Below are 13,963 nucleotides of genomic sequence, written 5' to 3' on the forward strand. Positions count from 1 at the left end.
AAAATGAGTACATTACCAGTGGATAATCCCGGTATCGCTTCGGTACCGGTCAGTAGCGTCGGGGATGTGGCGCGGCTAATTAATTCCGGCAGGGAACAGGCGAAATATGCGCGGATGATTGTGTTCCTCGCGCTGGGCGGCGTTTTTCTCGACGCCTATGACTTAACCACGCTCTCTTACGGTATTGATGACGTCGTGCGTGAATTTCGGCTCTCGCCGCTGCTGACCGGCCTGGTGACCTCCTCCATTATGGTCGGGACCATCGTCGGCAATATCATCGGCGGTTGGCTGACCGATAAATATGGTCGCTATTCGGTGTTTATGGCCGATATGTTCTTTTTTGTTATTTCGGCTATCGCCGCCGGGCTGGCGCCGAACGTCTGGGTGTTGATTGGCGCCCGCTTCCTGATGGGCATCGGCGTCGGCATCGACCTGCCGGTGGCGATGTCCTATCTTGCCGAGTTTTCCCGTTTTGCCGGCAAAGGCAATAAAGCGGCTCGCCTCGCGGCGTGGTGCCCGATGTGGTACGCCGCCTCGACCGTCTGCTTTCTCATTATCTTCGGCCTCTATTTTCTGCTGCCGCAGGAGCATCTGGACTGGCTTTGGCGCGCCTCCCTGCTGTTCGGCGCCGTGCCGGCACTCCTGATTATTGCCGTCCGCAGCCGGTTTATGAACGAATCCCCGCTGTGGGCCGCGAACCAGGGCGATCTGACCTCTGCGGTGCGTATTTTACGCGACTCCTGGGGGATCCATGCCCATGAGGTCCCGGCGGCGAAGCCGGCGCCGGCGCCGAAAGTGAGCTTCCGCGTGCTGTTCGAAAAACCCTACCGCGAGCGGACTATCGTCGCCGGGGTGATGAATATCTGTATCTCCTTCGAGTACACGGCGATTGCCTTTTTCCTGCCGTCAATTCTTGCCCAGTTCCTCGGGGCTGGCGTCTTCGAAACTATTTCGGCATCGCTGGGGCTGAACGCCCTGTTTGCTTTTACCGGTGGGCTGCTCGGTATGCATCTGGCGTGGAAATATCCTTCGCGTCATGTGGCGATAGCCGGCTTCGCCCTGCAGTTTGTGGCGCTGATTGTGCTGGCGCTGGTGGGGCAACCGCACGCGACGGCAGGTATCGTGCTGGCTATCGCGATGCTGGGGCTGTGGCTGTTCGCCGAAGGGTTTGGCCCGGGGGCGCAGCTGATGATCTACCCGGCGCTCTCCTATCCTACTGCCATTCGCGCCACCGGGGTCGGTTTCAGCCGGGCACTCTCCGGGATCGGCAGCGCGCTGGCGTTGTTTATTCTGCCGCTGCTGCAGGCCTCGCTCGGCACGCAGATGTTCTGGGTGGTCTCGCTTGCCGCCATTATTCCCATTTTCTTCCTGCTGGCGGTCCGTCATGAACCGACGCGAGAAGATATCGACGCACTCCATGAATAAGGAACTGACAATGACCCTGCTCTCCACTGGCACCGATTATGACGCGCTGGCGGCCGCCTTCCGCCCGATATTCACCCGTATCGCCCAGGGCGCTGCGGAGCGCGAACAGCAGCGCATTCTGCCCGATGAGCCGATCCGCTGGCTGAAAGAAGCGGGCTTCGGCACGCTGCGTATCCCGCGCGAGAAGGGCGGCTGGGGCGCTTCGCTGCCGCAGCTCAGCGCGCTGCTGATTGAGCTGGCGCAAGCGGACTCTAACCTGCCGCAGGCCCTGCGCGCGCACTTTGCCTTTGTGGAAGATCAGCTTAATCAGCCGGATTCCGCCGGGCGCGACCGCTGGTTTCGTCGCTTCCTCGACGGCGAGCTGGTGGGCAGCGGCTGGACGGAGATCGGCGCGGTTAAGCTGGGGGAGGTGAACACCCGGGTGACGCCGGCAGAGGACGGCTGGCGACTCGACGGCGAGAAGTTCTACAGCACTGGCGCGCTGTACGCCGACTGGATCGATGTGTTTGCCCGGCGCAGTGATACCGGTGGCGATGTGATCGCCCTGGTCAGCACCCAACAGCCCGGCGTGGCGCGGGAAGACGACTGGGATGGCTTTGGCCAGCGGCTGACCGGCAGCGGGACCACCCGCTTCACCGGCGCCCGGGTGGAAGCCGACCACGTCTACGATTTTGCCCAGCGCTTTCGCTATCAAACCGCGTTCTACCAGCATGTGCTGCTGGCGACCCTCGCGGGCATTGGCCTGGCGGTTGAGCGGGATGCCGCACAGGGCGTCAAACACCGCTCCCGGATGTACAGCCACGGCAACGCCGCCGTACCGCGCGATGACGCCCAGGTTCTGCAGGTGGTTGGGCAGATCAGCAGCTGGGCATGGGCGACCCGGGCCGCGGTCCTCCAGGCCGCGGAATCGCTGCAGCAGGCCTATGTGGCGCACGTCAGCGACGACGAAGCGTTGATTGCCCGGCGTAACCAGCTGGCGGAAGTGGAAGCGGCGCAGGCGCAGGTGATCGCCAGCGACTGGATCCCGCGGGCAGCGACGGAGCTGTTCAATGCCCTTGGGGCGTCGGATACGCGAAGCCGACTGGCGCTGGACCGTCACTGGCGTAATGCGCGGACGGTCGCCTCGCATAATCCGGTGATTTACAAGGCGCGCAATATCGGAAACTGGCTGGTGAACGGTGAAGCGCCGACCTTTATCTGGCAGATTGGCAATGGTGAGAAAACGGTGGGGTAAGCCCGTCGGCGACGGGGGGCTATGCCTCCCGCCGCCGGGAAAACTAAGGTTTATCCAGCGACCAGGTGGCGCTGCGCACGTCGACTTTCACCGGCAGCAGGCCGATGCGCGTAAAGGTATCCGCCAGCGCCTGCTGTTCGTTATACACCGCCGGCGTCATGCGTTCGGCGCCGTAGGGCAGGCGGGCCAGGGTCTTCAGCCAGATGGCTTTATCCAGCCCGGTTGAGGTCGACAGGAGGCCAGCGGCCTCGTCCTGATGGCTGTTCGCCCACGCGCTGAGTTTACCCAGCTCATCCACCACTTGTTTTGCCGTCTCCGGGTAGGTATCCGCAAACTTGCGGCTGGCGAGATAGAAGGTGTAGTGCGGCACCAGCCCCTCGGCGTTGCGTATTTGTCGGGCTTTCGCGTTGGTTTCCACTTCCGCGAGGAACGGATCCCAGATCACCCACGCATCAATCGCCCCGCGCTGGAAAGCGGCGCGGGCGTCCGCTGGCGGAAGATAGACCGGGGTGATGTCTTTATAGCTGAGGCCCGCTTTTTCCAGCGCGGCGACCAGCAGGTAGTTGACGTCAGACCCCTTGTTCAGCCCCACGCGCTTACCTTTCAGGTCGGCCACGCTGTGGATTGCCGACTGTTCAGGCACCACAATGGCTTCCGTTTTCGGGTTAGCGGGGGAGTGGGCAAGGTAGACCAGATCGGCTTGCGCCGCCTGGGCAAAGGCCGGAGGCGCATCGCCGGTCGCGGCCAGATCGATACTGCCGACGTTGAGCCCCTCCAGCATTTGCGGCCCGGCGGGGAATTCGACCCAGCGTACGGCAATACCCTGTTTTTTCAGGCTTTCATCCAGGGTGCCGCGATATTTCAGCAGCGCGAAGATGTTCGCCTTTTGATAGCCGATGTTGACGGTCTCCGGCGCTTTGGCCAGCGCGGAGGCGGAAAGGGCGGCGAGGACCAGCAGCCACGCGGGGCGGAATCGGTTGGACATTGTCTGTTCTCCTTAGCGTTTTGCGTAAGGTAACAAACAGCGCTTATAACCATTAAATAACTAAATTTTAATTGATATAACAAAAATGGGGGGGGAGAGCCCGCGCGGAGACGCCCGGCGGGCCAGCAGGTTAATCGCAGGCGACAATTTTCATCGCCAGCCCCCCGCGAGAGGTTTCCCGGTACTTGGCGTTCATGTCTTTGCCGGTTTCGTACATGGTCTCAATGACTTTATCGAGGCAGACGCGCGGCTCGCTGGTCCGGCGCAGCGCCATTCGCGCGGCGTTGACCGCTTTCACGGCGGCGATAGCGTTGCGTTCGATGCACGGCACCTGCACCTGGCCGGCGACAGGGTCGCAGGTCAGACCGAGGTTATGCTCCATGGCGATCTCTGCCGCGATGCACACCTGGCCCGGGCTGCCGCCCAGCAGTTCAGCCAGACCGGCCGCCGCCATCGAGCAGGCGACGCCCACTTCACCCTGGCAGCCCACTTCGGCGCCGGAGATCGAGGCGTTCATCTTATAGAGCGAACCAATCGCGCTGGCCACCAGCATATAGCGCGCCAGGGAGTTGCTGTTCACCTTGCGGATAAACTTGTCGTAATAGGCCAGCACTGCCGGCACGATACCGCAGGCGCCGTTGGTCGGCGCCGTCACCACCCGGCCGCCGGCGGCGTTCTCTTCGTTCACCGCGAGGGCGAACATATTGATCCAGTCGACCACCGCCATCGGGTCGCTGTTGGTGGTGTCCTGGCTCACCAGCATGCGGCGCAGCGCGGCAGCCCGGCGCGGAACGCGCAGTTTGCCCGGCAGGACGCCTTCGGTGGTGATGCCGCGCTCAATACCGGCGCTCATCACTTCCCACACCGCGGCGAAGTGTTGCTCCAGCGCCTCTTTACTGTGCAGCGCCAGTTCGTTCTGCATCATCAGGCCGGAGAGCGACAGCCCGGTTTCGCGGCAGTGACGCTGCAGGTCGGCGGCGTTTTTATAAGGATAAGGGACGGCCACCGGCGCGTCGGTGGTCTGGCCGAAGTGCGCTTCATCGACGATAAAGCCGCCGCCGATGGAGTAGTACGTCTGGCTGTAGAGCGCCTGGTCGCCGGCCAGGGCGGTGATGCGCATGCCGTTCTCATGCAGCGACAGGTTGTCGGCATGGAAATTCATGCACTGATCGACCGGGAAGTCCACTTCGTGCTGGCCGTTGGCCAGCATCAGGCGACCATGGGTGTTAACGTCCTGAATAAAGCCAGGGATAGCGTCGATGTCGACGGTGTCCGGCAGGTTGCCGGCGAGCCCCATGATAATCGCGATATCGGTATGGTGGCCTTTACCGGTCAGGGAGAGGGAGCCGTAGACGTCGACGACCACTTTGGTCACCTCGGCCAGCAGGCCGCGCGCGATCAGGTCGTCAGTGAATTGTTTGCCCGCTTTCATCGGTCCAACGGTATGGGAGCTGGAAGGGCCAATGCCGATTTTAAAGATATCGAATACGCTGATCATATGTATTCCCGTGCTGTCGGAAAGCGCGCCGCCGTTCAGCGGCGCGGGGGGAGGTGTTGACTGAATTAGCTGAACAGCGAGTAGAAGATCGCGGAGATGGCAATCAGACCCATAATCACCACGAAGACGTTGCTGACGTGGCCGCTGTATTTACGCATCGCCGGCACTTTCTGAATCGCGTACATCGGCATCAGGAACAGGATCATCGCGATAATCGGGCCGCCAAGGGTCTCGATCATGCCGAGGATGCTCGGGTTCAGCGTCGCGACAATCCAGGTGGTCACCAGCATGAACAGCGCGGTCAGCTTGTTCAGTTTGTTGATTTCGATAGATTTGCCTTTACCGCGCAGGGACTTAATCACCATGCCGTTAAAGCCTTCGCGGGCGCCCAGGTAGTGGCCGAGGAAGGATTTGGTGATGGCGATCATCGCGATGATCGGCGCCATCCAGGCAATGATTGGCGCGTTAAAGTGGTTCGCCAGGTAAGACAGAATCGAGATGTTCTGCTCTTTCGCCGCCGCCAGGTCTGCCGGAGAGAGGCTCAGGACGCAGCTGAAGACGAAGAACATCACGGTCAGCACCATCATGATATGGGCGCGAGCCAGGATGCTGGAGCATTTTTTCTCGGCGCCTTCGCCGTACTCTTCACGCTTGGCAACCGCGAAGGAGGAGATGATCGGCGAGTGGTTGAAAGAGAAGACCATGACCGGGATCGCCAGCCACAGGGTCATCAGCAGGCCGTTGCCGGTGACGGAGGCGCCGCTCAGGGAGAGGGTCTCCAGCGCCGCGCCGTTCCACTGCGGGATCAGGTACAGCGCCAGAATCATCAGGGCGATTACGAACGGAAACACCAGAATGCTCATCGCTTTCACGATCATCTGCTCGCCGAAACGCACGATGGTCATCATACCGACGATCAGGATCAGCGACAGAATCGCACGCGGCGGCGGCGTCATGTGCAGCTGGTGCGCCATGAAGCTTTCGACGGTATTGGTGATCGCCACGCTGTAGACCAACAGGATTGGGTAGATAGCGAAGAAGTAGAGCAGGGTAATCAGCTTACCTGCGCCTACGCCGAAGTGTTCTTCAACCACTTCAGTGATGTCTTCGCCCGGGTTTTTGCCGGAGAGCACGAAGCGGGTCATACCGCGGTGGGCGAAGAAGGTCATCGGGAAGGCCAGAATCGCCATGATAATCAGGGGGATCATGCCGCCGACGCCGGCGTTGATCGGCAGGAACAAGACGCCCGCGCCGATCGCTGTACCGTACAGGCCCAGCATCCACATGGTGTCGGTTTTACGCCATCCGCTGCGGGTTTCGCCCGAAACGATGGTGCTGGTTTGAGTGGTTTCCATCTGTATCTCCTGGAGGAATCAACAAAATCTAATGAACAAATACAATTGCGTAACACGAAATTCGTTTAATTACGGTTTTTTTAGAAATTTTCTCCGTAATAATTGGGCCGGAAAGATACATTTATATGGTTTATGCATCAGTGATCGCGATCTCAAATGCAATAATCCACTTTCAATGTGCGTATTTTTAGTCCAACAGCCTGTTTCTGGTGATCAGCCAGCGATTTGTGGCGCGCAGGCTACCATTTGCAGCATATGAGATAAAAGCTGGGTGGCGTAATAACGAGGGATTTACTGTAAAAAAGAGAAGTGGTCGACGTTTTTGCGCTTAAAACCATTTTTTGCAGTGATAATTGTCGCAGTTTTTACCAACGCAAACGATTGGCTATGTAAAAATAATTTAGCTGTTTGATGAATAACAGAAAGTTTTTTAGCGCGTTTTGGAAGTCAGAGAAAGCGTGCCCGCCGGGGCAACAGGCGCTGCCCCGGCGGGACGGAAATCAGGCGATGATTTCGTAGCAGGGAATATAGGCGGTGCCGCCCGGGAGCTTCATGCGGTGCTGGGCGACGAAGCCCTGCAGCAGATCGTCCATGCGGCGCATCATCTCCGGGTCGCCGTGCAGCTTATAAGGACCGTACTGCTCGATGGCCTGGATGCCCACCTCTTTGACGTTACCCGCGACAATGCCGGAGAAGGCGCGGCGCAGGTCGGCGGCCAGCACTTCCACCGGCTGGTCCGGGGAGAGTTTGAGGTTGGCCATGTTTTCATGGGTCGGATCAAACGGCATCTGCAGGTCCGGCGAGATACGAATCGACCAGTTGAAGCTGTAGGCGTCGTCGGTCTCGCGACGGCTCTCTTTCACCAGCGGCATCGCTTTTTTCATCTGCCGCGCCACTTCCGCCGGGTCGTCGATGATGATCCGGTAGTGGCGACGGGCGGATTCGCCCAGGGTATGGGTGATAAATTCGTCCAGCACGCGGAAGTAGTCAGCGCTCTCTTTCGGGCCGGTGAGGATCAGCGGCAGCACCTGCGCTTTGTTATCCGGATGCATCAGAATACCCAGCAGGTAAAGCAGCTCTTCGGCGGTGCCGACGCCGCCCGGGAAGATGATGATCCCGTGGGCGATGCGCACGAAGGCCTCCAGACGCTTTTCGATGTCCGGCATGATGATCAGTTCATTGACCAGCGGGTTTGGCGGTTCCGCGGCGATAATGGACGGTTCGGTCATGCCGATAAAGCGGCTGTCTTTGTAGCGCTGCTGCGCGTGGCCGACGGCGGCGCCTTTCATCGGCGCTTCCATCGCGCCAGGCCCGCAGCCGGTGCAGATGTTGAGTTCCCGCAGTCCCAGCTGCGTACCGACGCGGCGGGCGTAGAGGTATTCGTTTTCGTTGATCGAGTGGCCGCCCCAACAGACGATCATGTTCGGCGCTTCGCCGACGTGCAGCGCGCGGGCGTTGCGCAGGATCGAGAACACCAGGTTGGTGATATGGACCGAACTTTCGAGATCGAGGTTCGGGAAGCGAACGGTATTGTGGATCTGGCCGTACACGAACAGGATATCGCGCAGCACGGCGAACAGGTTGGCCTGCAGGGAACGAATAATGCGCCCGTCAACGAAGGCCTCTTCCGGCGGGTTGATCAGTTCCAGCTTCACGCCGCGTTCGCGACGCAGCACGTTAATATCGAAATTTTCAAAACGGGACAGAAGCTCCTTGCTGTTATCGGTCAGGCTCCCCGAGTTGAGCACAGCAAGCGAGCAGTTGCGAAAGAGTTGATACAGATCGCTGCTGGCGGTGCGCTTAAGCATATCCACTTCCAGCTGCGACAGCATATCCATTGAACCAAGCGGGCTAACATGTGTAATCAAGTGAACTCCTTACAGGACGCTTATGGTCTTCCTGTGATTACAATAGCCCTGCGAGCGGCGTTTCCACAACCTTGCGCGCGTCTAAACGCACGCAAATTGTGAAAATGTTTATTATTGTCGGGCGAGGCGGCCGGTGGCAGGGGAAAAGTCACCGTTGCTGCGCCAGGGGTTGATATCCAGACCGCCGCGTCGCGTATAGCGGGCGTAAACGGAAAGCGATTCCGGCTGGCAGAAACGGAGAATATCGTTAAAGATGCGCTCGACGCACTGCTCATGGAATTCGTTATGGTGGCGGAACGAGACCAGATAGCGCAGGAGCTGCTCGCGGTCGATTTTCGCCCCACGATACTGGATCTGCACCGAGCCCCAGTCCGGCTGGTGGGTGATCAGGCAGTTGGACTTCAGCAGGTGGCTGACCAGCGTCTCTTCCACGATTTTGCCGCTGGCGGCGCCCTGCAGGTAGTCGGCGCTGAACTGATAGTTATCGATCTCGATATCCTGATCGTCGATGCAGGCGCCGTGGAGGTGAGCAATCGGCTGGCCTTCCAGTTCATCCAGCCGATACAGCGAGACCTTGACCTCGCCCTGGGCGCAGGCGCTCAGATCGCGGGTCAGCGTCTCTTCAACCTCCTGCCAGTTGGCGAAACGCGTCTGGTTAAAGCTGTTGAGATAAAGCTTAAAGCTTTTTGACTCCACCAGATTGACGCTGGTGTCGGGCAGTTCGACGTGGCCGACGGCCACCTGCGGCAGGCCTTTGCCGTTCAGCCAGGAGAGTTCGTACAGCGTCCAGATATCGGCGCCGTGAAACGGCAGGTTGTCGGCATGCAGGCCAAGCGGGTCGCGGTTAAGGCTGCGCGGAACGCCCTGCAGCAGCGAGGCGTCATAGGTATCGCGGTAATCGGTTGATTTACCGAGCGTCAGGCCGGCCAGCGCCTGATGATTATCGTAAGAAGACATGTTTCACCATAGTAAAGCGGGTACACTATGACCCCAGTGTATCCTGTCTAACGTGAAGAGAGAAACCGGTGGACCATCAGACCGCAGAAGCGCTGCATGCTTTTACCCAACGTTATTGCGCCGCCTGGCAGCAGCAGCGCCACAGCCTGCCGCGCAGTCAAGAGCTTTATGGCGTCCCGTCGCCTTGCGTCGTCGACACCCAGGGCGAGGCCGTGTTCTGGCAGCCGCAGCCGTTTTCGCTGGCGCAAAATATCAGCGCGGTTGAACGCGCCCTGGATATTGTGGTACAACAGCCGCTTCATTCTTATTATACCACTCAGTTTGCCGGCGATATGACCGGCCGGTTTGCCGGCGAAACGCTAACGCTGCTGCAGACCTGGAGTGAAGAGGATTTCCAGCGGGTGCAGGAAAACCTCATCGGGCATCTGGTGGTGCAGAAGCGGCTGAAGCTGGCGCCGACGCTGTTTATCGCCACCCTCGAGAGTGAACTGGATGTCATTTCCGTCTGTAATCTCAGCGGTGAAGTCGTCAAAGAGACCCTCGGCACCGCCAAACGCATCACCCTTTCCCCCTCGCTTGCGGGTTTCCTCAACCAGCTTGAGCCGGTTCTGTAATCCAGTCTGCCTGGTCATTTGTGAGAGATCTCTTACAAAACCTGTAAGAGATCATCATCATTTAAGGCAAATTTAATCCAATCTTTTTTTATTAACTTATTGGTATTAAATTGGATTTTTATTTTTTCGTCCTTTTGAGTGGGGACTAATCTTAAGAGATTGTCTCAAGAAGGGTTGTAAGAAGAGGCAGAATCAGTGATCCTATGTCTGTCGACAGGAAGTCGCGAAATGAAGCGAACATCAGGATGATGGCGCTTCTGCAGGACCCGCCAGGATGGCGTTGCAAGGACAGGCTTCAGGATGAAGCAAGGATAACGCAGGATCGCGTAATGGACACCTCCAGGATGGAGAATGAGAGCCGCTCAGGATGAACGGTGGATCTGGAAGATCGGGACAAACTTAAGGATAAGTCATTTCGCATCGGGGTGGTGTGAAAGCAGGATGCACGAGTTTATGGATGAACATGGTCAGGAGACCTCAGGAAAAGTTTTCAAGGACGAGCAGGGAGCACCAATGTAGCGGGAATGCTGCAAAACGAACCGGGAGCACTGTTTATACAGTGCTCCCTTTTTTTATTTCTCCTGCGGATTTGCTATCCTGCGCCCGGTTTTTAACTCATCGAGGTTTCCCCCATGACTCTTGACGATAGCGTGCGCGATCGCCTGCGCGCCATTGAAGCCCTGCTGCGCGAAACAGAGCACTGGCAGGAGACGGCGCCGGACAGCAGCGCCTTCGCCAGCGATAAGCCGTTTTGCCTGGATACTCTGGAGCCGCTGGAGTGGCTGCAGTGGGTCCTGATCCCGCGTATGCATCAGCTGCTGGAGAGCGGCCAGCCGCTGCCGCAAAATTTCGCCGTTGCGCCGTATTACGAAATGGCGCTGGATCAAGCCCACCCGGTTCGCGAATCCATGCTGGCGGAGCTGCTGCTGCTGGACGCGCTGTTTGCCGGTGAGCAGGCCTGATGCTGGAGATAATCTACCAGGACGACTGGCTGGTGGCGGTCAACAAACCGTCGGGCTGGCTGGTGCATCGCAGCTGGCTCGATCGCGATGAGAAAGTGGTGGTGATGCAGACCGTGCGCGACCAGATCGGCCAGCACGTTTTTACCGCCCATCGCCTCGACCGGCCCACCTCCGGCGTCCTGCTCATGGGGCTGTCAAGCGAGGCGGGTCGCCTGCTGGCGCAGCAGTTCGAGCAGCATCAGATCCAGAAGCGCTACCATGCGATCGTCCGCGGCTGGCTGATGGAAGAGGCGCTGCTCGATTATCCGCTGGTGGAAGAGCTGGATAAAATCGCCGATAAGTTCGCCCGCGAAGACAAAGGGCCGCAGCCGGCGGTGACCCATTACCGTGGTCTGGCGACGGTGGAGATGCCGGTGGCGACCGGGCGTTATCCCACCACGCGCTACGGGCTGGTGGAACTGGAGCCGAAAACCGGCCGCAAGCACCAGCTGCGCCGCCATCTGGCCCACCTGCGTCATCCGATCCTCGGCGACAGCAAGCACGGCGATCTGCGGCAAAACCGCAGCGCCACGGAGCATTTCGGCTGTCACCGCCTGATGCTGCACGCCAGCGAACTGTCTTTAATCCATCCCTTTACCGGTGAGCCGCTGACCCTGCGCGCCGGTTTTGACGACGTCTGGATGCGTGCGCTGTCGCAGTTTGGCTGGCGCGGGCTTCTCCCGCTAAATGAAAGGGTTGAGTTTGCCGACGACTGCGGTCAGGATGAAGAGAATAAGGTCAATCCAGGGAGATAATAGCATGGCGGAAGTCGGAATTTTTGTCGGCACCATGTACGGCAACTCGCTGCTGGTCGCGGAAGAAGCGGAAGCGATCCTCAGCGGACTGGGACACAAGGCTACCGTGTATGAGGATCCGCAGGTCAACGACTGGGAGTCCTACACGGGTAAGTATGTGCTGGTGGTCACCTCCACCACCGGGCAGGGCGATCTGCCGGACAGCATCGTCCCGCTGTATGAGGGCATTAAAGATATGTATCAGCCTCACCTGCGCTACGGCATTATCGCGCTGGGCGACAGCACCTATGCCAACTTTTGCGGCGGAGGCCTGAAGTTCGATCAACTGCTGCAGGAGCAGGGCGCGAAGCGCATCGGCGAAATGCTGAAGATTGACGCCAGCGAAGATCCGGAGCCGGAGAGCGTCTCTAATCCATGGGTTGAGCAGTGGGCTACCCTGCTGGAATAAAAGCGCTGCCCTCTCCCTACGCAGAGGGCGCCCTTTCAAGATGTCGCGGCCAGATACGCGGACAGCAAAAGTGTATCCCTTTCCGGGCGGCACGCCTTCAGGCAAATGCACAATATCCTTAGCAATATCATGGGTTAAGCCAGCCGGTTTCACCGGGTCAAGAGAGGTATTTCACACTCCGGCTCTTATTGCTGCGCTTTTGACCACCCGCGGCGCTGGTTTTTCATTTCCGTGAACTTCCCCCCATTCTTTCAGGCATACGCCATAAACCACCTGCAACAGCGGCGTAAAAGCTGTGTAGATGCACGGTGAGCCGCGGTGTGCCTCTTCATATACTGCTCCAGCCAGTGATAAATGCAGTGCCAGATATAACGACAACTATCAAAACACGACCACGTCATTCTGATTACCCTACAGGTTGTGCTGTTCAGAATGAACGTAGCTAAACGCTATGATTCAGGAGTACAACAATGAGTTCATTAAGTCAGGCGGCGACGGCGGCTGAAAAGCGCACCAACGCCCGTTACTGGATAGTGGTGATGCTGTTTATCGTCACCTCTTTTAACTATGGCGACCGGGCGACGCTGTCGATCGCCGGTTCGGAAATGGCCAAAGATATCGGCCTGGATCCGGTGGGAATGGGATATGTCTTCTCCGCGTTCTCATGGGCTTATGTCATCGGCCAGATCCCGGGCGGCTGGCTGCTCGACCGCTTCGGTTCGAAGCGCGTCTATTTCTGGTCGATCTTCATCTGGTCGATGTTTACCCTGCTGCAGGGCTTCGTCGACATCTTCAGCGGCTTTGGCATTATCGTCGCGCTGTTTACCCTGCGCTTCCTCGTTGGCCTGGCCGAATCGCCGTCATTCCCGGGTAACAGCCGTATCGTGGCCGCCTGGTTCCCGGCGCAGGAGCGCGGCACGGCGGTGGCGATCTTTAACTCCGCCCAGTACTTTGCCACCGTTATCTTCGCGCCGATCATGGGCTGGCTGACGCATGAGGTGGGCTGGTCGCACGTCTTCTTCTTTATGGGCGGCCTGGGGATTGTGATTAGCTTTGTCTGGCTGAAAGTGATCCACGATCCGAACAACCATCCGGGGGTAAACAAGAAGGAACTGGAATATATCGCCGAAGGCGGCGCCCTGATCAACATGGATCAAAAGAGCAGCGCGCAGAAGGTGCCGTTCAGCGTCAAAATGGGCCAGATCAAGCAGCTGATTGGATCGCGGATGATGATCGGCATCTATATCGGTCAGTACTGCATTAACGCCCTGACCTACTTCTTTATCACCTGGTTCCCGGTTTACCTGGTGCAGGCGCGCGGCATGTCGATCCTTAAAGCAGGGTTTGTCGCCTCCATTCCGGCGGTGTGCGGCTTCGTCGGCGGGGTGCTGGGCGGGGTGATCTCTGACTGGTTAATGCGCCGCACCGGCTCGCTGAACATTGCCCGCAAAACGCCGATTGTGCTGGGGATGCTGCTCTCCATGACCATGCTGATGTGTAACTATGTCAACGTGGAGTGGATGGTGATTGGCTTTATGGCGATGGCCTTCTTCGGCAAAGGGATCGGCGCGCTTGGCTGGGCGGTGATGGCGGATACCGCGCCGAAAGAGATTAGCGGTCTTTCCGGCGGTCTGTTCAACATGTTTGGCAATATCTCCGGTATCGTCACCCCGATCGCTATCGGCTATATCGTCGGCACCACCGGTTCGTTCAACGGGGCGCTGGTTTACGTAGGTATCCATGCACTGGTGGCGGTGCTGAGCTATCTGGTGCTGGTGGGCGACATCAAACGCATCGAACTGAAACCTGTGGTGGGGCGTTAA

General features: G+C 58.7%; 12 protein-coding genes. 7 read left to right on the plus strand and 5 right to left on the minus strand.

What is annotated here, in order from left to right:
* Positions 1–3: 3 nt before the first annotated feature.
* Positions 4–1,425, plus strand: coding sequence for an MFS transporter (locus LGM20_RS05125; RefSeq protein ID WP_044524547.1), 1,422 nt, complete (start codon positions 4–6; stop codon positions 1,423–1,425).
* Positions 1,426–1,435: 10 nt separating this feature from the next.
* Positions 1,436–2,659, plus strand: a complete 1,224-nt coding sequence (locus LGM20_RS05130; protein ID WP_044524546.1) for an acyl-CoA dehydrogenase family protein — start codon at positions 1,436–1,438, stop codon at positions 2,657–2,659.
* A 43-nt stretch (positions 2,660–2,702) separates the two neighbouring features.
* On the opposite strand, the gene LGM20_RS05135 is transcribed toward LGM20_RS05130, so the two are convergent.
* From LGM20_RS05135 to queF, 5 genes are all read right to left on the minus strand, one after another.
* Positions 2,703–3,644, minus strand: a complete 942-nt coding sequence (locus LGM20_RS05135; protein ID WP_044524545.1) for an aliphatic sulfonate ABC transporter substrate-binding protein — start codon at positions 3,642–3,644, stop codon at positions 2,703–2,705.
* Between the two features lie 130 nt (positions 3,645–3,774).
* Positions 3,775–5,142, minus strand: a complete 1,368-nt coding sequence (locus LGM20_RS05140; RefSeq protein WP_044524543.1) for an L-serine ammonia-lyase — start codon at positions 5,140–5,142, stop codon at positions 3,775–3,777.
* A 65-nt stretch (positions 5,143–5,207) separates the two neighbouring features.
* Complete coding sequence (locus LGM20_RS05145) at positions 5,208–6,497, minus strand: HAAAP family serine/threonine permease (RefSeq protein WP_023290841.1); 1,290 nt, start codon at positions 6,495–6,497, stop codon at positions 5,208–5,210.
* Positions 6,498–6,997: 500 nt separating this feature from the next.
* Complete coding sequence (gene ppnN / locus LGM20_RS05150) at positions 6,998–8,365, minus strand: nucleotide 5'-monophosphate nucleosidase PpnN (RefSeq protein ID WP_023290840.1); 1,368 nt, start codon at positions 8,363–8,365, stop codon at positions 6,998–7,000.
* 111 nt (positions 8,366–8,476) lie between these two features.
* A complete protein-coding gene (gene queF, locus LGM20_RS05155; RefSeq protein WP_044524542.1) occupies positions 8,477–9,322 on the minus strand; it encodes an NADPH-dependent 7-cyano-7-deazaguanine reductase QueF in 846 nt (281 codons plus the stop codon).
* 68 nt (positions 9,323–9,390) lie between these two features.
* On the opposite strand from queF, the gene syd reads away from it, so the two are divergent.
* From syd to LGM20_RS05180, 5 genes are all read left to right on the plus strand, one after another.
* The gene (syd, locus tag LGM20_RS05160; RefSeq protein ID WP_044524541.1) at positions 9,391–9,936 is read left to right on the plus strand and encodes a SecY-interacting protein; all 546 of its coding nucleotides are present in this window, start codon (positions 9,391–9,393) and stop codon (positions 9,934–9,936) included.
* A gap of 632 nt (positions 9,937–10,568) precedes the next feature.
* Positions 10,569–10,898: a YqcC family protein gene (locus LGM20_RS05165; protein ID WP_044524539.1), complete on the plus strand. Its 330-nt coding sequence runs from the start codon at positions 10,569–10,571 to the stop codon at positions 10,896–10,898.
* Entirely contained in the window at positions 10,898–11,692 is a 795-nt protein-coding gene (gene truC, locus LGM20_RS05170) for a tRNA pseudouridine(65) synthase TruC (protein WP_044524537.1), read from the plus strand. Before LGM20_RS05165 ends, truC begins: the two co-directional genes overlap by 1 nt.
* Before the next feature lie 4 nt (positions 11,693–11,696).
* Positions 11,697–12,140: a flavodoxin gene (locus LGM20_RS05175; RefSeq protein ID WP_004205560.1), complete on the plus strand. Its 444-nt coding sequence runs from the start codon at positions 11,697–11,699 to the stop codon at positions 12,138–12,140.
* Positions 12,141–12,610: 470 nt separating this feature from the next.
* Positions 12,611–13,963, plus strand: coding sequence for an MFS transporter (locus tag LGM20_RS05180; protein WP_044524535.1), 1,353 nt, complete (start codon positions 12,611–12,613; stop codon positions 13,961–13,963).

This window comes from Klebsiella quasipneumoniae subsp. quasipneumoniae (assembly GCF_020525925.1).
Classification (GTDB): domain Bacteria; phylum Pseudomonadota; class Gammaproteobacteria; order Enterobacterales; family Enterobacteriaceae; genus Klebsiella; species Klebsiella quasipneumoniae.